Origin of the sequence: Deferrisoma camini S3R1, assembly GCF_000526155.1 — a bacterium.
Classification (GTDB): domain Bacteria; phylum Desulfobacterota; class Deferrisomatia; order Deferrisomatales; family Deferrisomataceae; genus Deferrisoma; species Deferrisoma camini.
The window spans coordinates 3,782,167-3,801,966 of the sequence record NZ_JAFN01000001.1 but is presented as its reverse complement, the minus strand read 5'-3'; the positions used below and the strand labels follow the sequence as shown (position 1 = coordinate 3,801,966).

The 19,800-nt window shown below is 72.0% G+C and carries 17 protein-coding genes and 1 tRNA gene; all 18 read right to left on the bottom strand.

The window, feature by feature from the left end; all coding sequences use genetic code 11:
• Nucleotides 1–323 precede the first annotated feature (323 nt).
• Nucleotides 324–1,469, bottom strand: coding sequence for a type III-A CRISPR-associated RAMP protein Csm5 (csm5, locus tag DEFCA_RS0116770; protein ID WP_025324160.1), 1,146 nt, complete (start codon nucleotides 1,467–1,469; stop codon nucleotides 324–326).
• Nucleotides 1,466–2,425, bottom strand: coding sequence for a type III-A CRISPR-associated RAMP protein Csm4 (csm4, locus tag DEFCA_RS0116765; RefSeq protein ID WP_025324159.1), 960 nt, complete (start codon nucleotides 2,423–2,425; stop codon nucleotides 1,466–1,468). The genes csm5 and csm4 overlap by 4 nt, the downstream gene beginning before the upstream one ends.
• Before the next feature lie 18 nt (nucleotides 2,426–2,443).
• The gene (gene csm3 / locus DEFCA_RS0116760) at nucleotides 2,444–3,169 is read right to left on the bottom strand and encodes a type III-A CRISPR-associated RAMP protein Csm3 (protein WP_025324158.1); all 726 of its coding nucleotides are present in this window, start codon (nucleotides 3,167–3,169) and stop codon (nucleotides 2,444–2,446) included.
• Between the two features lie 25 nt (nucleotides 3,170–3,194).
• Nucleotides 3,195–3,662 carry a type III-A CRISPR-associated protein Csm2 gene (csm2, locus tag DEFCA_RS0116755; protein WP_025324157.1) on the bottom strand — a complete coding sequence of 156 codons (468 nt, stop codon included), beginning with the start codon at nucleotides 3,660–3,662 and terminating at the stop codon, nucleotides 3,195–3,197.
• A 27-nt stretch (nucleotides 3,663–3,689) separates the two neighbouring features.
• On the bottom strand, nucleotides 3,690–6,161 hold the full coding sequence (gene cas10, locus DEFCA_RS0116750; protein ID WP_025324156.1) for a type III-A CRISPR-associated protein Cas10/Csm1: 2,472 nt from the start codon (nucleotides 6,159–6,161) through the stop codon (nucleotides 3,690–3,692).
• A gap of 259 nt (nucleotides 6,162–6,420) precedes the next feature.
• On the bottom strand, nucleotides 6,421–6,747 hold the full coding sequence (cas2, locus tag DEFCA_RS0116745) for a CRISPR-associated endonuclease Cas2 (protein ID WP_025324155.1): 327 nt from the start codon (nucleotides 6,745–6,747) through the stop codon (nucleotides 6,421–6,423).
• A complete protein-coding gene (locus tag DEFCA_RS0116740) occupies nucleotides 6,744–7,598 on the bottom strand; it encodes a CRISPR-associated endonuclease Cas1 (protein WP_025324154.1) in 855 nt (284 codons plus the stop codon). The genes cas2 and DEFCA_RS0116740 overlap by 4 nt, the downstream gene beginning before the upstream one ends.
• 73 nt (nucleotides 7,599–7,671) lie before the next feature.
• Nucleotides 7,672–8,802, bottom strand: coding sequence for a CRISPR-associated ring nuclease Csm6 (gene csm6 / locus DEFCA_RS0116735; RefSeq protein ID WP_025324153.1), 1,131 nt, complete (start codon nucleotides 8,800–8,802; stop codon nucleotides 7,672–7,674).
• Nucleotides 8,799–10,967, bottom strand: coding sequence for a CRISPR-associated ring nuclease (locus DEFCA_RS0116730; protein ID WP_169709632.1), 2,169 nt, complete (start codon nucleotides 10,965–10,967; stop codon nucleotides 8,799–8,801). Before DEFCA_RS0116730 ends, csm6 begins: the two co-directional genes overlap by 4 nt.
• A gap of 47 nt (nucleotides 10,968–11,014) precedes the next feature.
• Entirely contained in the window at nucleotides 11,015–12,001 is a 987-nt protein-coding gene (cas1, locus tag DEFCA_RS0116725) for a CRISPR-associated endonuclease Cas1 (RefSeq protein WP_025324151.1), read from the bottom strand.
• 2 nt (nucleotides 12,002–12,003) lie between these two features.
• A complete protein-coding gene (locus tag DEFCA_RS0116720; RefSeq protein WP_025324150.1) occupies nucleotides 12,004–12,288 on the bottom strand; it encodes a CRISPR-associated endonuclease Cas2 in 285 nt (94 codons plus the stop codon).
• 38 nt (nucleotides 12,289–12,326) lie between these two features.
• Nucleotides 12,327–13,445: a putative CRISPR-associated protein gene (locus DEFCA_RS21030; RefSeq protein WP_025324149.1), complete on the bottom strand. Its 1,119-nt coding sequence runs from the start codon at nucleotides 13,443–13,445 to the stop codon at nucleotides 12,327–12,329.
• Complete coding sequence (gene cas6, locus DEFCA_RS24425) at nucleotides 13,438–14,394, bottom strand: CRISPR system precrRNA processing endoribonuclease RAMP protein Cas6 (protein ID WP_025324148.1); 957 nt, start codon at nucleotides 14,392–14,394, stop codon at nucleotides 13,438–13,440. The genes DEFCA_RS21030 and cas6 overlap by 8 nt, the downstream gene beginning before the upstream one ends.
• A gap of 179 nt (nucleotides 14,395–14,573) precedes the next feature.
• Nucleotides 14,574–15,809, bottom strand: coding sequence for a TIGR02710 family CRISPR-associated CARF protein (locus DEFCA_RS0116705; RefSeq protein WP_025324147.1), 1,236 nt, complete (start codon nucleotides 15,807–15,809; stop codon nucleotides 14,574–14,576).
• Nucleotides 15,810–16,299: 490 nt separating this feature from the next.
• Nucleotides 16,300–16,374: transfer RNA gene (locus tag DEFCA_RS0116700), tRNA-Gly, on the bottom strand.
• A complete protein-coding gene (locus DEFCA_RS21025) occupies nucleotides 16,365–16,994 on the bottom strand; it encodes a lytic transglycosylase domain-containing protein (RefSeq protein WP_025324146.1) in 630 nt (209 codons plus the stop codon). The genes DEFCA_RS0116700 and DEFCA_RS21025 overlap by 10 nt, the downstream gene beginning before the upstream one ends.
• On the bottom strand, nucleotides 16,978–18,288 hold the full coding sequence (locus tag DEFCA_RS0116690; RefSeq protein WP_025324145.1) for a GGDEF domain-containing response regulator: 1,311 nt from the start codon (nucleotides 18,286–18,288) through the stop codon (nucleotides 16,978–16,980). Before DEFCA_RS0116690 ends, DEFCA_RS21025 begins: the two co-directional genes overlap by 17 nt.
• The gene (locus DEFCA_RS24420) at nucleotides 18,285–19,754 is read right to left on the bottom strand and encodes a hybrid sensor histidine kinase/response regulator (RefSeq protein ID WP_025324144.1); all 1,470 of its coding nucleotides are present in this window, start codon (nucleotides 19,752–19,754) and stop codon (nucleotides 18,285–18,287) included. Before DEFCA_RS24420 ends, DEFCA_RS0116690 begins: the two co-directional genes overlap by 4 nt.
• Nucleotides 19,755–19,800: the final 46 nt, after the last annotated feature.

Below are 19,800 nucleotides of genomic sequence, written 5' to 3'. Positions count from 1 at the left end.
ACCGTTTGGTTCCACACCTCGCAAGTCGTCAACGGTGGGGGGCCGAGTCAAGCTCCTCGCCCGGCGCATCCCCTGTCCGGCGGCCAGGGGCCGCCCTATGGCTGTCGGTTCGGACGCGTGGACGCGTGGACGTGCGGACGGGAACCCCGTGGCGCCCCGCGCATAGGGCGCGCCGCGCGCGCCGAACACCCAGCGTTCGGACCGCCCACGCCGTATCGGTCCCACGCCGACGCGCCAAACCCAAGCGTCGCGTGTCCGGCGGCCACGGGCCGCCCTATGGGGCCGGGAGACACGGGTGGGTCGCCCGGCCCGAAGCGCCCGGGTCACTCCTCCGGCTCCAGCAGGACCCACCCGAAGGGGATCCGCACCTCGCGCAGGCCGTTTCTCGTCATCACCTTGACCGGGACGAGGTTCCTCGTACTGCCCTCGCGGATAGGTTGCCGCCGGCGCACATTCCAGCCCTCCCGAAGACCGTCGACCGATTTGCTTTCGAACTGGGTGAACCGCCCCAACCTCAGGAGGAGCTTCGGCGCCGCGGGCTTGACCGGACGTTTCGCCCCGCCGTTTCCAGCCGCTAGGAACGGGCCGAACACGATCGGGCGGATCAACTTCCCGCCGTTCGCCATGTTCCGGTAGAACCGCCGGTCCTCGTCCAGGAGGCGCCCCCAGTAGAAATCGTTGCAGGCCTCTACCAGGTCGTCCCACGTGAACCGCCGGCCCAGGTGCTTTCGTGCCAGCGGGTGGTCGAACAGGTGCTCGTCGAACCGGATGTCCACCTTGAAGGTGACCACCTCGTTGTCGGCCCGACTGAGGCAGCGCTCCCACATGTCCACGGGCATGTCCTGCTGGCGTTCTGGCTTGACGTTGAACACTTCGTCCACCTGGGTGCAGTCGGGGGGCAGGTGGGCATCGGAGACCTTGAGGGTCCGAAGCGGGTCACGCTCGAGCCGCCGAAAGTCGTACTTCAAAGCCTCTTGTTCGAGCTTGCGGGCCTTCTGCGCGCCCGCACGTTCGTTCCGGAGCGCCTCCTTCAATCCCGGCATCTCGGCCGCGAACCGGTTCACCAGGGCGGTGCGGATGGCTCCCTTGATGGAACTCCCGGGCAGGTAGGCCCTTCCGGTGTGGAGGTTCCGGATCATCGGGCGCACCTTCAGTTGGCTGCGCAAGGGACGACCGATGGCATCCTCAAACCGCCGGACCACGCCCCGCCCCGCCCGCACCAAGGTCACTCCATGGCGCTCCGGCACGACGTGGGTCCGGAAGAACGCTTGGAGTTCCTTGAGATCGCCCCGGTCCAGGATGCCCTCGAAGCGCTGCCTCTCGGTCTCCGGCAGGTCGGACAGCACGGCCGAGGCGTTGAACCGCACCAACCGGTCGTCCACGACCACGTAGTCCAGGGGGTCGATGGCCTCCCCCGTGCCTACGTGCACCGGGGTCAGCACCCGCCCCGTGTATCGCAGGGTGGTCATGACATCGCCTCCGTGAAGGGGACACACAGGTGGTAGGCGTTCTCCCGCACATCGGCCACCGAGGGGTGCACCCCGTCCAGCAGGGCCCCGTGCGGCCCCTCGTCGCCCGAGAAGGTGCTTCCGGGCTCCACGAGAAGGATCGGCCGTTTGAACGGGCTCGGCTGGCCGGTGGCCCGGTCGGCCCCGAGCCGGCCGTAATGGGTGGCCAGCCGGTAGCGGGGCTCGCCCATGCCGGGGGTGAGCACGCCCCGCGAAAGCGTCATCCACCGGTTCCCGGCCCCCTCGAACAGCCCGGCCGGCGGTTCGGCCGGCTCCACCCGGAACCGGCCCCGGCCGGTGGAGGCATCGCGGCCGTACCCCACCCGGCCCACGAGGGTCATGAGTTCGGTCAACCGGTCGGCGCCGAGGGCTCCGGGGTCGGCAAACACCCACAGGTGCGGCCCGTCGCCCGCGTACCAGGTGTCGTGCTGGAAGTAGAGCCCCCCGGTCTCCGGGGTGCGGCCGGTCCACCGGTCGATCTGGTTGTGGGCCACCCGTTCCGTGCGGGCGCCCGCGTCGGAGCCTGCCGTTTCCGGGGTCTCGACCCAGCGGTCGTACAGCCGGTCTTCCCGGTACTCGTGGCGGAGCGCCAGAAAGTCGTCCACCGCGATCCAGCGGCGCTTCCGGAACCGCTTGAGCCGGGATAGGGCCTCGAGCTCGTCGCCGCCGTGGCGCTCGAGCCACCGGTCGAGCTCGCCCGGGGCGAGCGGCCGCACCAAGGGCCGAGGCAGGACGCCCACGGGGAAGGCGTCGGAGAGGCGAAGCGGGGCCGCATCGAAGTCGGCCAACCAGTCCGTCAGGGCCCCTTCGCCGTCACGGTGCCGCAGGGCCCAGCACAGGTGGCCGAACAGGGTGTTCGACCGCACGGGCGTGCCCAGCGGCCCCTCGAGGGTCAGGTGGTAGCAGAGGATTCCCATCGCCCCACTCCCGGGTCTTCAGGCCGCCGCCGGCACGGGCTTGAGCGCCTCGAACCGCTCCTGAATCGACTCGCCGTCCAGGGTGAGCCCTTCGAATTTCACCCGGCCGTAGCCGCGGCTGCCGCACCCCCCCAGGGCGTCGCGCTCGAGCAGTTTGAAGCCGGTGAGCAGGATGTCGAACCGCTCCCGGTCGCCCGCGCCGCCGTCGCCGTCCACGGAGAACACGCGGTAGTTGATCTCGAACCGAAACCGGGCCCCGGCCGGCACGCGCTCGGTGGTGTGGAGGCCCCCATCCAGGGCCTTGCCCCGGATCCGGTCGATGGTGACCTCGGTTTTCTCCTCGGTCAGCGGCAACCCCCTCGCGGTGACCTCCTCCACCCACGCGGGGTCGAGGGTGGCGTCGCGGAACAGGGCCCGTGACGGGCCGCCCTGCCACCCCCTCCAGGTGGTGCCGAACACGCACAAAATGGGGTCGTCTTCGGGGTAGGAGTCGAAGTTCCCCCAGCCCCAGGGCCGCCCGTCGGGCTCGAGCTTGCCCAGGTGCCACTCCAGGAGGCTGCGCACCTTGCCTTTGAGCGACGAGCCGGGGATCACGGGTTCGCTGGTCACGGGGTTTCGCACCACGGGCAGGTCCATGCCGCCGATCTCCACGGCTTCTTTGCCCGCCCCGATGTGGAGCCCGGTCAGGCAGCAGAGGGTTCCGGTGAGGGTTTGCACCTCGACGAGCTTTTCGATCAGGGCCATCGTTCATCCTCCTCGGGAACGCGGGTCAGCGCTCGGGCGAAAGGTACTTGTGGAAGGCCACCACCGCCTCGAAGTGCTTCAGGAAGGCGTCGAAGTCCCGAGCCGTCTGCACGGCGTGGGTGTGGTTGACCATGAACTGAAGGAAATCGTCGGGCATGTTGCGGCCCAGCCTCCCCTTGGCGTAGGCGGCCCGGGCCTTGAGCATCTTGAACCGGGGGCGAACCGCCGCGAACGCCGCCTCGCGGTCTCCCTTCTTCTGGGCCTCGAGCTCGAACTGACGCTCGATGGCCCGCACCTCGTCGAAAAAGCGGCGCAACTGGGTGGGCTTCAGGGACTTGATACGCTCGGCCCAGTCCTGGGCCGCCTCGTCCACCAGCGCGGGGTCCAGGTTGTCGTTCCGGAAGTACGTGACCGGCTGGGGCCGAGGCAGGGTGTCGCCCCCGCGGCCGCCCCCACGGTTTCCTTGGTGGTGTCCATACCTTCCGTTTGCCATGGCGTTTCCCTCCTTTTCTGGATGGGATCAGGTGCGAAGCCGGTTGAGCGCCCACTGGACCGCGGCCGGCAGCATCTCGAGGGCATCGCCCCGGGAGCGCAGGTCGGGGCCGAGCCCCACGAGCTCGAGCACGGTGGCCCGGTCCTCCGGGTTCTTGACATTCCGCTTGAGGTCGTAGGCCAGATGGGCCCGCCACACCGCCTCGGCCGGATGGGTGCTCGCCCGTTTCCGCCGGCGGCTGTATTCGAGAAGCCTTCGCACGAAGCCGCGGGTGAGGAGCTTTTGGTCGACCCAACGGACCAGCATGTCCGCTGTTTCGCGCGCCTTCGGGTACTCGGCCCACCGGAACACGTGCCCGAAGAGCCAGACGCGATCCCGGCCGCCCTCCTTGGCTTCGTCGAGGGCCTCGTCGGCCTCCACGGCCGCCCGCGCGAGCGAGGCGTCGGGGCTCAGGGGGTACACGGCGGCCGACAGGGTGAGGTTCGGGTTCTCGCCCACGTAGGCCCGAAACGCCTCGGCGAGCCGCCCGGCCAACTGCGCCATCTGCCGCCACGGCCCCACGAGCAGCAGGTCGTCGCCCCCGGCGTACACCGTGTAGGTGGAGGCGAACGTCTCGTCGTTCTCGATGAGCCACGGCAGGTGGGCCGTGAAGAAGACGTCAAGCCCCCGGGAAAGGGCGGCGTACCGGCTGAGGCTCTGTCGCTCCTTCGGCACGCCCCGGGCGAACACGAACCCCAGATAGTCCACGTCGGCCTTGAGGATGGCCAGTAGGGCCCGGCCCCGCACGGCCCCGTCCCGCACCTCGCGGGCCGCCCGCGCCAGATGGGCGAAGGTCTTCACCGCTCCGGGACGCGGGCGCTCGTCGGGGGGGGCGGCCGCGAGGTCGGCGTACCGGGGATCGTCGCGCCACTCGTCCCCCTCCCACGAGGGCACCGAGGTCGCCACGAACCTCCTTGGGTAGGCGGGATCCTCGTCGTTGACCGCCTCGATCCGCCACCCTGCCGGGGTCTCCCGGGGGAGCGAGCGGTCCACGAGGGCCAAGCCCATGCCGGCCGGGAGCGACACCGGCTGAAGGCCCGCCCCGTCGAGCTCCTTCTCGGGCCCAAACACGAGGTAGCGGGCCGCCGGAAGCTTGCGGCCCACCCGCTCCTCCTCGGTGCAGGGCCCGCACCGCCCCCCTTCGCCCTCTGCGCTGGGCCGTTGGTCACACACGCTGCAGGGGCCGTGGGGGTAGGCCACGTCGAGCGGTCCGGTGGGCACGCCCCGGAGCGGCCGGGCCTTGGCCTCGTCCACGGCTCGGCCCACGGCATCGAGGACCTCGGCGAACCGTTCCCCCACGAACTGGGCCGGTCTGAGCGGCTCGGTGAGGGCGAGGTTCAGGCCCAGTTCCCCCAGGTACCGCCGGGCGAGCCAGGCGTTCACCTCGCGGGCCACCGCGTTGACCGTCTCGTCCACGGCTTCGGTGTTGGGCGCGAGAATCCAGAACCGTCCGCCGGCCGACTGGATGCGGCACGGCCAGGGCAGCCCCAGACGGCCGAGCACCGCCTGGGCCACCGCGTCGACAACGGCACCGAGCAGAAACGAGCGGGCCCGGAGCACCTTGGGCACCCCTTTGGCCCCCTGGCTCGCCAAGGTGAACAAGGTGCGCTGAATGCCCGAGAGGTCTCCCACCACCATCCGAAACGCCGGGGCCTCGCGGTCGCGCACGCGGGCGGGGTCCATCCCGCCCCCACTCCCGTGATAGGCCGCCAGACAGGTCGCAAACGCGGCTGTGGTGTGGGAGTGGTCGTACAGGGAGATGTCCGGAAGATCCACGGTGGAGCTTGGGATCGCCCAGGTGAACCGCTCGAGAAGCCCCTGCACCCCCTCCACGAAGTGCCGACCCGTGGCCGAGCGCCGAAGTCCCTTGGCCTCCGCCAGGAACCGCTCCCAGAGGCGGGCGTAGGCTTCGGGGAGCCCCTTCGCCAGCGCCTCCTCGTCCCCTACGGGGTAGAGCCCTTCGGTGTCGGGCCGGAGCTCGTCGAGCCGGTGAAACCGCTGGGGGGACTCGCCTCGGCCCAGGGCCACGGCGGCCAGGGGGCTTCGAAGGGGCTGGTTGCGGGCCCGGTGGCCCTTGGCGTCCTCTTCGGCGGCCCGGCGGTCCATGCCGGCGGAGAGCCGGTCGCCCTCGGCGATGCACGCGGCCAGCCCCTCGTGGGCCCCGGAACCGTCGGGCCGGTGGTGGGAGACGGCCAGGCGCTGGGCGAGCCCCAGGTCCAGGTCCGGCGGGGCGCCCACCTCGGCTTTGAGCCAGTCGCAGAACGCGTCGGTCCACAACACGTGCCTGTGGGTGTAGCGCCCGTCGGGGGTGACGGGGCAGTACGTGCCCTCCGCCTCGGCCGAGTGGGGGGCCAGGGTCCCGAGTTCGGCCTCTTTGTGGGCCCGTTGCATGAATTTGCCCACGTCGTGGACCAGCCCCGCCAGGGCCACTTCGAGTACCGGTACGGTTTCGCTCGTCATGCCGATTCCTCCTACCGAAAGATGGCCCCCCTACGGTGGCGCATCCGGGTCTGCCGCCGCCACTCCGGCAATGTTGCCGTGGGTTGCCGGAGGCCCCGAAACGAAAACGGCCACGCGCGCGCCCCGGGTGGGTGCGTCGCGTGGCCGCGTGTGTCGTCTCCTCCCCGTCCCCGCCATCTTCCCCTCCCTGCAAACGGCGGTTGTCGATCATAGGGGAACCGTCGACCCGTTCGCAAGCCGGAGCCGGTCTGCCCAGCCGCTATTCCGCCCGGGCCTCGTCGGGCACGAGCAGCCGCCCCGCGCCGCCCACCCCCACCAACACCACACCGGGGGGCAGCGGCGAGGCCTTGCCCATGGGCACGACCTCCACGCCCTGGGGCAGGGTGTAGATGCGCACGTCGTCCTCGTCGGGGTCGATGAGCTCCTCGAGCCCCGCCGCCAGGGACCCGCGGTCCGCGTCGGTGCCCTCCATCACGAACACGCTGTACTGGAGGGCCAGGCCCCGCTCCTTACAGAACCGGTGGACCTTTTGGAGCCGCCGGGGGTCGCGGATGTCGTAGCTGGTGAGGTAGAGCTTGCGGTTCATGGCGCCCTCCGTTCCCGCGGGGGCCTGCGGGCGTCGAGGCTGGGCTGCCAGTCCCGGGCGAGCCGGGCCACCTCGCCAAGCCGGCGGCCGAGGTCGCGATCGAGCCACTCGCGGTCGCCCTCGAACCGGGCGGTCCAGCGCCGCAGTTGGGCCGGGGTGAGCTCGCCCGAGGGTTCCTGACCGGCCCGGAGGAGCCCGGCCCGGGCCCCGGCCAGCACGCACCCGTCGATCCAGGGCACGAACGGCCGGGTCATCTCGCGCACGAACCCGTAGCGCTGCCGGGCGTCGAGGACGCCGGCATGGGGGTCGAACCCCTCCCGGAGCACCCGGGCCGTGACCATCTCCCACACCAGGCCCCGGAGGTACCGCCACACCGGGTCCACGTCCGGCTCCAAGGGATCGAGCCGGGCCCGGCGCCAGGCCTGCCAGTCGCGGCCCCGCAGCCCCCGTTCGCACCACCGCTCGGCCGCGGCAGGGTCGATGCGGCGGGCCAGGTCGAGCCGAGCCTCGCGCACCCAGGCGTCGAGCCGGCGGCGGTAGGCCTGGCGCCACTCGGGATCGGCCCGGCGAGCAGCCAGGAGCACCGCCGGCCGGGAAAGCCGCTCGGCCGGGGACCAAACGATGCCCAGGGTCTCGCCGCCGCGGGCCACGAACGAGATCGGCACGTTGCGCCGCAGGAGCAGCCCCAGGGCCTCGGTGTCGAGGCGCACGCTCCCCCACACGACGGCCCGCTCCACCCGGGCCGCCGGCACGTACCAAGGCGCCCGGCCCTTCTGCTCGATCCGGAGGGCTCCGCCTTCGACGCCCACGAACTCAAGCCCGTCGCTTTCCACGAGATACAGGCTTTTCATGATGCCACCCCCTTTCTCGGGCCTTCGGCCCGCTCAAAGGCTAGAAGGCTGGGGGGCTAGGAGGCTAGAGGGCTCAAGAGGCTCGGGTTCGGACGATCCGCACCGCATCGGGGCCGATGCCCACGGCGTAGCGCACCGGCGACCGGCCGGCTCTGCGGATCTCTAGCCGGGCCGCCACGGCCGGGGGCAAGCTCTCGCGAAGCGCCCGGTTCACCTTGGACACCGCCGACACGAAGTTCCGGTCGCCCTTCTTCGACAGGGCCAGGGCCTCCAGGCGGTCGGCCAGGTCCCGGGCCTCCTCGCCCCGGAGACCCAGTTCCCTCGCCCGATCGGGCCACAGGGCCTCGACCCGCGGCTCGGCCACCAGCTCGAGGAACGGCAGGGGCTCTTCGGTCTCACCCGCCACGAGCACCAGGTGCAGGTACAGCGCGAACCCCTGGGGCCGAAGCCGGCACTCCCGGCCCGCCGCCCACAAGGTGTGGGTGGCCGGGTCCAGATCGAGCCGCAGCCCCCCGCACCGGGCGGCCAGGGCCTGCTCGGCCCCGGCCACTATCTCGGAAAACGAGCCCCGGAGCACCTCGGCCGGCACGAACTCCCGGAGCCGGACGAACGGGATGTCCACCAGGTCGATCCGGGCGTCGGCCGTGCGAATGCGCTTGTCCGCGCGGGTCCGCAGATCCACGGGCTGCGGCGGCGGGTAGAAGAACTCGGGGTGGGCCTCAAAGTCCTCCGACACGAGCACGTGGGTCAGCCGGTCGCCGGGCCGGCCGAAGAGCGACAGGGCGTAGCCCAGGTAGTAGGTCATGGTCTTTCGCCCCCCGGCGAGGCTGGCGTGGATGCGTACCCCCGGGTCGGTCGCGAGGTCGCGCACGAACCCGGCCAACTGGTCGGCCACGGCCGCGTTCTCACGGGCCGTGCGCAGGTCCTCCACCGGCCGGCCGTCGGGCGTGACGAGCACGTGCACCGTGCCCAGGTCGAACCGGATCCGGCGGTGGTCGATGCCGTAGTCGCTGCAGAACCGGTAGAACGCCCCCTGGTGGGGGTCGAGCAGGGTCTCGCGCACCCGCTGCCGGCCCGGAAGCGTTGTGAGCACGTGGATCTCGGAGGGCACGTCGCCCTCCCGCCACAGGGCGTACAGGGTCTCGGTGACCACCTGGGGCGTGAGCCCGGCCAGGGCCACGAGCACGGTCCGGGGCTCGCTCATGGCACCTCCTCCGTGAGGGTGCGGTACACCTCGGCGTCCACCCGCCGCAGCAGATCACCGCGGTCGGGAAGCGGCAGGAACGCGGCCTGAAACCCGGTGCGCACCAGGGCGAGCACGTCCCACCGACTCAGGCCCCCGGGGGTCATGGCCGCGGCCGCCCACAGCTCCTCGGACCAGGAGGTGCGCGACAGGCCCGGGTTGTCGGTGCAGACACAGACGCGCACACCCCGCTTCAGATACTGGCCCAGGGGGTACACCGGCCCGTCCCGGCGGCGGGGGCCGGCGAACCCCACGACCTGGTCGTTGCTGGTGGGGCACATCTCCACGGCGGTTCCCCGGTCGCGGAAATGGGCGAGCAGTTCGGGGTGGTCGAGGAGCTTGAGGCCGTGGCCGATGCGGTCGGCGTTCAGGTGGTACACGGCCTCCCACACCCGCTCCACCGGCTCGGTCTCCCCCGCGTGGATGGTGATCTTGCGGCACCGGCGGAAGAGCGGCTCGAACCGGTCCCGGAGCTCCTTGGGCGATTTCGTGGACTCGTCGCCCGCCACGTCGAACCCGACGACCCGGGGGCTCTGGCCGTCGTGGTCGGCCGTGGCGAGCGCGACATGGGTCGCGAACTTCTCCGGGTCCTTGTGGCGCGTGCCGATCAGCAAGAGTTCGACCCGGGGCGCCCCGGGCACGCTCGCGCACGCGGCGCGGAACCCGGCCCGGATGGCCTCGAGGGCCTCGGCGGCCGTAAGGCCCCCGCGGGTCAGGTTGGCCGGGGAGCACCGGACCTCGAGGTAGCGCACCCGGTCGGCGGCCGCCCGCTCCACGAGAAGCCGGCAGGCCTCGGCGATGGCCCGCGGCCCCTGGAGCAAAGAACTCCCCTGGAGGTCGCCGGCCGCGAAATAGGTCCGGAGCCGGTCCTCGGCCGATCCGCCCCTGTCCGCCCAAGGGTCCGTCAGAAGGTCGAGCCACGCCGGCACGGCCGAAAGCCCCAGGATCACCGCCGCGGTGAACGCTTGGGGCGGGAGCCCCGCCCCCACCCTGGCCTCCCGGATCCGCTGCCGAGCCTCGGCCCCGCGCTCCGCGGCCGGGGGGGTGCGCCGAAACCACGCCATTAGATCGGCTGCGGCCGCCTCGGCTTCGGCAAAGGCGTCTCCGGCGTCGGCTGCCGCGGCCCGGGCGAGCCGGGGGAGATCGTCGGGCCGGGCCGCCCCGCCCAGGTGACAGTGCAAGTCCGCCTTGGGCAGTCGCCGCAGCCACGCAAGCTCCTCGTCGCGGCGGCGGGGGTCGGCGCCCAGCCGGTCCTCCCGCAGGGCCCGGATGCGGGAGGCCGGCAGTCGGTAGAGGCTCCGGAAGTTCTCCCGGGCGTCCTGGCCCAGGAGGTGCAGGAAGTAGTTCCCCGCGATCCGTTGCGCCTCGCGCCGTCGGGACTCCACCTCCCGGTACAGGGAGCCGTCGAGCCCCCTCACGATCGTGACCCCCTCGGCCGAGCCCGTCCCCTCCACCGGGAACCGCCCGGGCACGACCGGCTCCATGCCCTCGAGGCGCCAATCGAGACCTTCGAAGGGCTCCTCGCCGCCGAGGTCCACCGGCTGGATGCCTTCGGCGACACGGCGCGGGAGCCCGTGTGCGGCCAGGTCCTCCGGCCCGATGCCGCGGGTCTCCTGGTCCGCCGCCCCGGTCGAGGCCACGTGGAACACCCGCTCGGCCCCGAACACGCCCGCGGCCTTCTGGAGCAGGCTCGACATGGTCTTGCGGCCGCCCGCCAGGCTGTAGAGGGTGGTCCCCCCGGTGGCCCGGGCGGCCAGACCCAAGCGATAGATCAGCTCGGCCATGGGGTCGTCTTCGGGGGCGCCGGCCACGTCCTCGACCCCCTCGGGGGCGAACACGTGCAGCGCCGGCGCGCCGGGCCCCAGGAGGTCCCAGTACCGCCGCAGCGCGTTCACCCCGGCCAAGGCCAGATCGCCCAGAGTGGTGACCGCCCACACCTCGGCCGGGGGTCCCACCCCGGCCGGCGCCCGCTCGCGCCACCACGAAGCCGGGTACACCCGGTACCGCTCGGGATCCAGGTAGCCCAGAATCTCCGGCACCACGAGCCACGTGGTGCCCAGGGTGCACAGGAGCACCCCGTCCCGCGGGGCGGTCTGTTTCGTCCTCGTTCGCGCACGGTCGGCCATTGCGTTCCACCTCCCCGGTCCCGAACCCTACGGACCGACCCACCCGTTCACGCCGTGTCGTGCCCGGGCGCCTCCGCCGCCCGCGCCTCGGCCGCCCGCTCGGCCAGCCGGGCGGCCAGGTCCCGGGCCTCGGTTCTCCACGCGCCCCGCAACGGCTGGGCCCAGCCTTCGAACCCGAGGTAGAAGCGCTTTCTCGCAGCCGGCTTCAACCAGCAGCCGGCCCGGGCCCCGCCGCGGGCGAAATCGGTGGACCGGAACGCGCGCTCCCGCAGTTGCTGCACCACCCACCGGTCGTAGGCGGGCCGCCACGGCTCCACCAGGTCGCACACGAGGGACGGACGGCCGAACTCCAGGGCGTGGTAGAAGCCCACGGCCGGGTCCAGGCCAACGAGGCGCACCAGGCGCTCCCACTCGGCGTGGAGCAGGGTGTAGCCCAAGCTCAACAGAGCGTTGACCGGATCGGTGGGAGGCCGGCGGGTCCGCCCGGCGAACCCGTACGAAGCCGGAACCACCCGGGCCAGGGCGTCGAAGTAGGCCCGGGCCGCCGCCCCTTCGTGACCGAGCAGCGACTCCGCCGAGGCCGCCGGCACCCTCGCGGCGATCTCGAGGATGCCCGCGGCCGCCGCCCGACACGCCTTGGCATCGGCGGGGCGCGACCCCTCGGTCCACAGGAGCAGGTTGTCGGCCTGGGCCCGAAGCTTTCGCTCCACGATCTCCCGGGCGATCGCCAACCGGGTAGGGCCGTGGTGGTACGCGGCGAACTGCCCCATCCGAACACCGGCGTCGTTGTGCGCCTGCCCCACCAGGGTGGCCCGCCACTGGCCGTGGCGCCCCGAGAGGAAGTGGACGCTCACCCCCTGATCGGCCAGCAGGTGGAGGGCCCGGGTGTCCACCCGCAGGCCCCCCTGGAACACCACCCGCTCCAGGGGGGGCACCGGCACCCGGCCCTGGAGTTTTCCGCCCTTGTAGAGGGTGAGGGTCTGGCCGTCGCGCCGCACCTCGTCCACGCTGGAGTCCACGACCAGCGTGCCCACGGTCACCCCCCCACGAAGAAGAAGTCCGGATCCTGGGGCGGAACGGCCTTGCCGAGGCAGGTCACCCGACAGTTGCGCCGCAGCCGCACCAAGTGGGCCCGGTCCTTGGCCAGGTCGAGGGCCTCCGACAGCTCGTCCACGAGCCGCTCCCGCTCCGCCTCGGTCAAGAAGCACTCGTACGCGGATTTCTGCCCGCCGGTGGCGTACGAGACGACGACCTTGTGCGCCTGATGGAGCCTTCGTTGATCGCAAACGTCGTAAGCCACGAAATACAGATCGCGTTCCATGTTTCGCCCTCCCCTGCGCCCGCGGTCCACCGTGGGCGCTACCGCCACTGCGCGACCCGGGCGTTCAGATCGGCCACGCAGGCCTCCCGCTGGCCCGGGGTGACGGCGGTGGTGTCCACCCAGAACTTCACGGTCCAGGTTCCGTCGCTCCAGACACCTTCGATCCCTTCCCCCCGCAGCCGGAACAGACACGCCGACGGGAGATCTGGGTTCCAGTAGTGGGTGCGGCATGACGTGACGTAGGGCGTGTCGTCCACGACCCGAGCAAGCAGCGCCCCGATCCGGGTCCGGGCCCCGCCCCAGGCGTGGTCGGTAAGACGCGGCTGCGACTTCTGCGTCGCCGGGGGAGGCAGGAGCCGGTCGGCCTCGCTTCGGAACCGGTGGCGAAACGCCTCGTGGAACACCTGGCCCATCGCCGAGAGGTCGAGGAACTCCGATTCCTCCAGCGCCACCCGCTCGACCATAGTCTCCATCACCGGTTCCCAGTCGTCGGCCACGTCGAGCCACCGGACCCACTCGCCCCGGTCCAGGGCCGCCAGCACCCCGCTCCAGCGCATCCACAGGCCGTAGTCGAGGCTCACCGGGAGGGGCGGAAACGAGATCACCTCGGGAAACCGCTCGTGACGGTAGAACACCGGCACGCCCAGGGCCTGGCCGATCACCACGGCCACCGCGATCTGGGCCTTGTAGCCCCCGGTCGCGTCGATGCCGGTGCCCGCGGTGCCCCAGGCCCGCACCGCGCGGCACAGGAGCTTGACCAGGACCCGGAGCCCCTTCGACCGGAACCGCTTGGGATCGGCGTCCTGGAGGTGCTCCACCTCGTGGAGCTCCACGGGGTGCCCCCGTCGGCGAAGGACTTCGGCCACGACCCGGGCCGCGGCGCGGCCGTCGGGGGTGGCCGAGTGGAACAGCTCGATCCGCGCATCCGGCCGGGCATGTCCCCGGGCCACCAGGTCGTAGAGGGACTGGAGTTCGGCACCGGTGCGGCGGTCGTCGGGCCCGAGCGCGGCCACCCGGCGAGCCACGGCCTCGAAGTCCCCTTCGGACCACGCCTCAGCCACGTCAGGCAGCGCCGAGGGCCGCCCGGCCGCTGGGGTGATGTGGCCCACGAGGCTCGTCCCCACGGTGCACAGGATGGTGTGTAGCGGCTCACGCATCGGAGTCCTCCCTTTCGATCCCCAGCCGGCCCAGGCCGAACGAGGTGGCCTTGCCCAGGTGAAACCGCTCGGCCCAGCCGAGCCACGGCACGAGCTCGGCCACGTCGCCCTCGATCTCCGCCCGCCCTACCACGCCGCCGAGCTGCATCCGGCTTTGCTGGCGGTTCGAGTACCGGGTCCAGTCGAGCCACCGTAGCTCGCAACGGCCGAACCGCACCCGGCCCCGCAGCCCCAGGATCGCCTTTACACCCGGCTCCGGGTCGATGCCGCCGCCGTAGTAGCGTGCCAGGTCGCCCCACCGCCGGGCGAGCGCCACCAGGAGGTCGTCAGCCGAGAGCTCGCGAACGAGCCGGCCGTTTCGCTTGAGCCTCACCGGGGTGATGAACTGCACGACCACCCGGCCGTCGGCCCGGTTCGGGACCTTCGGCGCGGGCGCCTCCACGGCAGGCTCGGCCAGGGCCTCCCAGCCCTCGGCGTACACGGTACGCCAGCCCTGGGCCCCGAGGGCCTCGACCCGGCGAAGCGCCAGGGGCTTTCGCTCGCGCGTGAGCCCCCGGCGCCCCACGTCGTGGAAGGTGTACACCAGGTACGGCAGGGTACCCCGGGCCGGGCCCATGAGGAGCAGGGTGCAGGCGAGCTCCTGGCCCGGCCCCACCTCGCGTTCCTCGCCCAGGGGCGGCACCAGAACGTAGGGGTGGGGGGCCCGATTCACCCCCGGTTTCGGCCCGTCGGCGCGGTCCACCTGGGTTTCAAACACGCGCTGGTACGTGCAGGTGGAGCGCACCAGGCAGGTGGGGCAGCGCTCGTCGCGCAGGGCGCAGGCCACCTTCCGCAGGCTGTGGCCGAACACGCCCCGGAAGGTGGAGCCCTTGTACGTGGGAAGCCGCATGGACTCCAACGGCTCCAGCACGAAACGGTAGAGCTCGTGGGGCAGGTCGCTTGGCATCATCCCTTCGCTCCCTTTGGGTCGGTTCGGACGCTTGGACGTTCGGACGTTCGGACGGAACCCCATGGGGCGCGCCGTGCGCGCCGGACATCCGGCGTTCGGACCGCCGTCGTCGCCCAAGCCCCCGCGTCGTCGGTCGTTCCCGGCGTCGCTTGTCCGGCGGCCGCGGGCCGCCCTATGCCTCAGGGCATGCGTGGAAACACGAGGGCGTCCGTCAGACCGAAGGTCTCCCGCAGCAGGGCCTCGAACCGCCGCGGGAGGTCGGGCTTCACCGGCTCGAACCCGTGAGCCAGGATCGAGTGATTGCGGGCGTAGAGGAGCGCCTTGAACTCCTCTGCCCGTTCCCGCAGGTGTAGCCCCTCGGGCCGCCCCGCCTCGGCCAGGGCCACGAAAGCCGCCATGAGGGGAATCTGGCACGCCCCTTTCTCCTCGCTCCAATACCTCTCCCGATAGGTTTCGCGAAGGGTCTCGGGCAGTTTTTCGGTGGGTGCGGCGCCGGTCTCGCACCCGAACGCCTCCTCGAACGCGATCTGACCCAGGAGCTCCAGGGCCCGGTACAGGCGGGCCACCGCGTCGTCGTGGCGGCCCACCTCGGCCCGGCGCCGGGCGTTGGCCAGGAGGTCGATCACCTGCAGCCGGTGACGGCGGCGGAACCCGCGGGTGCCCTGCTGAAGGCGGTTCAGGAACTCCAGGTTCGCACGGGCCGTCTCGCCGACCTCCCGGTAACCGGCGTCGGACCGGTACGCGGCCCACTCCTCGATGCGCTCCACCCCCTCGCGCAGGCACTCCTTGGCCTGGGCATGGCGAAACGCGTCCCAGTGCTGGTACCCCCGGGTGAGTTGCAAGAGCCCCTCCAGGAGCCGCCGCTCCTCCGGGTCGTGGCCCAGGGCCCGTTCCAGCACCTCGGCGGCCGAGCCGTAGAGGTGGCGGTTGAACAGCCCCGAGAAGAGCCGCTTCTCCTCCACCGCGAACAGCCGCCAGGGGCTCCACCCGGTGCGGACCCGCTCCGTGCCGGTCTGGACCACGCCGAGCCCTCCCTTGTTGCGGCGGTCGCCGCCCACGTAGGAGAACCGATACCCCCGCCCCACGGTGGCCAGCGCCAGGGCCGCGCTCATGGTCTTGGTGCCGCCGGTGTAGTCCACCACCACCGCCTCCGGCGACACCCCCTCGGCCTCCAGCAGGTCGGCCGCCCGCAGCGCGTCGGCATAGCACCGGGTCAGGTCCTCGGGGTCTTGCACCATCTGCACCCGGGAGCGGTAGTCGAGCCCCCGAGCGGCCACCAGAGACCGGATCTCGCCGAGCTTCTCCACCGACCGTTCGGAGCAGAAGAAGCACACTACCTGGGGCCGGTGCTCGGCCACGGCCGCGGCCACCGGCTCGGCCGTGCCTCCCACCGACACGAGAAGTCCCTGAGCCATGGATCCCTCCGTTGCCTCGATTCTTGCCGCACGCCGTCGCCCCGGCAAAGGTCGGGTGCCGGGAACGCCGCCCGGCACCCCGTGCGAAGCCGCCCGCCCCGAAAGAGCAAGGCCCCGCGAGCCGATGCCATGCTCCGGCAGGGCGGGCCCCCGGGGCCAGGGCGGCAATGTTGCCGCCGGTTGCCGCCCCCCAGACGGACGAGCGGCCACCCCGCGCCCAAAGGGCGCTATGGGTGGCCGCTCGTGGTGTTCCGATCCGATTCCTCCGCCATGGTGGCTCCCCTCCCGCTGAACGGAGGCTCGCCATGGTACGGGAACCCCCGCGGGTTCGGCAACCTCGGGGGAAACCGAAACGGGGGAATGGCGGTCAGATCCTGTCCGTCGGGGGCGACGGGCTTTGGGAAGGGGATGGGTCAGGGCACCCTACAAATCGGGGCGCCCCACGAACGGAAAAACCCCCGGGCAAAACGCCCGGGGGTTTGAGCTTCGATGGAGCGGGAAACGGGATTCGAACCCGCGACTTCGACCTTGGCAAGGTCGCACTCTACCACTGAGTTATTCCCGCCCGTCGTCAGGCTGCGTAGTATCCACATTCGCCCCCCGCAAGTCAACCCCTTTGGCACGTCGGTACAGGCCGAGCACCCGGTCCACGAACCGCCGGGTCTCGGGGTACGGGGGGACCCCGCCGTACCGATCCACTGCGGCCGGGCCGGCGTTGTAGGCGGCCAGGGCCAGCGCCAGGTTCCCGCCGTACCGGTCGAGGAGCCGGGCCAGGTAGGCCATGCCGCCCTGCACGTTGTCCCGGGGGTGGTAGGGGTCGAGCACCCCGAGCTCCCGCGCGGTGCGGGGCATGAGCTGCATGAGACCCACCGCCCCCTTCGGCGAGACGGCCCGGGGGTTCTCGGCCGACTCCACCTGGATGACGGCCCGCACCAGCAGCGGGTCGAGCCCGTGGCGGGGGGCGGTCCGCTCCACCGCCTCGCGCCAGGGGACCCGGGGGGGCTCGGTGCGGATCACCAGGCGGCACCCCGGAGCCGTGGGGGCATCGGTGAACAGGGGGGTTCCCCCCGGCCCGTCCGACCGGTACACGTCGGCGGCCGCCGTCGGGGCGAGGGCCAACAGGGCCACTGCCACGGCCCACCCGGTACGCCCCCCCAGGCCGGCCGCCCTACCCGCCCTTCCCATTGGTGCGCTGGTCCTTGACCCAGAGGCTTCCCGGTTTCGACTTGGCATACCCCTTGAGCTGGGCGGCCACGTCCGCGATCTCGCCCACGTGGGCGAACGGCCGGGCCTCGTTGGTGACCACGGCCACCGAAAGGGTCATCAGGGGAAACCGGGTCACCCGGCCCCGACGGTCCTTGGTCTCGATCCGGCCCCGGGCCCGATCCTCCGGGTCGTAGTAGAGGGGGATCACCCGGTCGAACCGCTCCACGATCCTCTGGGCCACGGCCTCGGCCCGGTCGGGATGGGTGACCACCACGAAGTCGTCGCCGCCCACGTGGCCGACGAAGTCGTCGGGGCTGCCCAGGTCCCGCACGGCCTCGAGCAGGAGGTCGGCGATCTGGCGGATCACCCCGTCCCCCCGGGCGAACCCGTAGCGGTCGTTGAACGCCTTGAAGTGGTCGGCGTCGGCGTAGAGCACCGCCAACGGCCGGCCCTGGGCCAGCCGCTCGGCGATCACCTGCTCGATCGTGACGCTGCCGGGCAGGCCGGTGGTGCTCGAGGCGCTGAGCCCCGCCTGGGTGCGGCGGAGCAGCCGGTCGATCCGGGCCGAGAGCTCGGGGATGCTGAACGGTTTGGTCACGTAGTCGTCGGCGCCCAGGCGCAGGGCCCGCACCTTGTCGGTGTCCTCGGTGCGGGCCGAGAACACGATGATCGGGGTCAAGGCGGTGCGCGGGTCGGCCTTGAGGGTCTCGATCACCTGGAACCCGTCCATGCCCGGCATGTTGATGTCGAGCAGCACCAGGTCGGGCTGGAACCGCCCCACCTTCTCCACCGCCTCGCGGCCGTCGAAGGCCACCAGCGGGATCATGCCGAGGCTGGTCACGATGTGGGACCCCAGCAGGACCACGCTCTGGTCGTCGTCCACCACCAGGATCCGCGGGATGGTCCGCGGACCGATCCGCCCCTGCTCCCGGGCCTGGGCTGCCGCGTCCCGGATCTGCACCGGGTCGGGCGGGGCCTCCACCGGCATCCAGCCGGGGGGCGGCACCTCCCCTGCCGAGCGCACCACCATCAACGCCGGGCACTCCCCGCACACGTAGTGGTGGCCCACGAACTGGGCCGCCAGGTCCCGGACCTCGGGCTCCAGCTCGTGCCACAGCACCACGGCCGCGGGCCGGGCCCCAAGCAGGCTGCCGGTGAACGACTCCAGGTCCTGGCACACCTCGACGCCCAGGCCCAGGTCCCGCAACCCCCGGGCCAGGGTCTCCGCCTGCTCCGGCGGTCCGAACAGCACAAACCGGCCCGGGCCGCTCACGCCGACCCTCCCCGGGGGATCCGGCGTCGGTCCACCGGCAGGGCCACCGTGCATACGGTGCCCTGACCCCGCCGACTCTCGAACTCGATGGTGCCGGCGTGCTCCTCCACGATCAGGTGGGCCTTGGCCAGCCCCAGGCCGGTGCCCGAGGTCTTGGAGGTGAAGAACGGGTCGAAGATCTCCTCCAGGTCATCGGGGTCGATGCCCACGCCGGTGTCCCGGATGCGCACCTGCACCCAGTTCTCCACGGGGCGGAAGTCCACGGTGAGGTCCCCGCCGGTGGGCATGGCCTCGATGGCGTTCTCCACCAGGCCCCCGAACAGCTCCGCGAGCAGGTTGCGGTCGCCGTACACCTGCGGCAGGTCCTCCGGCTTGTCGAACCGGACCCGCACCCCCTGGGCCTCGGCCCGGCCTTTCCAACGGTCCACGCACTGCTGCACGATCTCGCGCAGATCCACCGGCTCGAACCGGGACCGGTGCTCCCGGCTGAAGGCCACGTAGTCCTCGATGTCCTGGACCATCCTCTCCAGCCGCTCGACCTCGCTGACGATCACGTCCAGGTATCGGCTCTCGGGTTGGCCGTCCAGCCGGCGACGCAGCTTGCGGGCAAACCCCCCGATGGAGATGAGAGGGTTCCGGACCTCGTGGGCCACCCCCTCCACAACCCGGCCCAGGCTGGCCAGCTTCTTGGACTCCAGATACCGCTTCTCCAGGGCCTTCTGGTGGGTCAGATCCCGGAGGGCCAGGATCAGGTGCCCCGGTTCGGGCCGCTCCACCCCGGCCACGGCCGCGGGGAACCGGCCCGTGGGGCCCTCCATGTACACCTCGCCCTCGTACCCCCCGGGTGCCGACGCCTCCTCGCGCACCCGGTCCATCCACCGGCACCGGAGCTCGGGGCACACGAACCCCTCCACCGGCGCGCCCACCAGCTCTTCGATCCGGCGGGCCAGCAGCCGTGCGGCGGCCCGGTTGGCCGCCACCACCCGGTTGTCGGGGTCCACATGGAGGATGGCGGCGGGCGCCTCGAAGAACACCCGGGCCAGGACCTGGGCCTCGACCCGGGGGGGCAGGGGCGCCTCGGAGTGGATGTAGGCCTGGAGCTCGGCCCGCTCCAGGTGGATCCGGAGGGAGCGCAGGAGGATGTCCTCCCGGAACGGCTTGGTGATGTAGTCGTTGGCCCCCAGGCGCAGGGCCTTCATGGCCGTGCGCTCCGATCCGTGGCCGGTGAGCACGACCACCACGGTCTCGGGGCGGATCCGCTTGATCTGCCGCAGGACGTCCAGGCCGTGGAGCCGGGGCAGGTTCAGGTCGAGGACGACGGCGTCCGGCAGCTCGTCGGTGAACCGCCGAAGCCCCTCCAGCCCGTCGGCGGCCAGGGTGCACTCGTATCCCCGGGCAGCGAGCCGGTCCGCCACCAGGCGCCCCAGAAACTCGCTGTCCTCCACCACCAGCACGCGTTTGGGCATGGGGGATGCCTGGGCCCCGGGGGAGGACGGGGGGCTCACGCCCCCC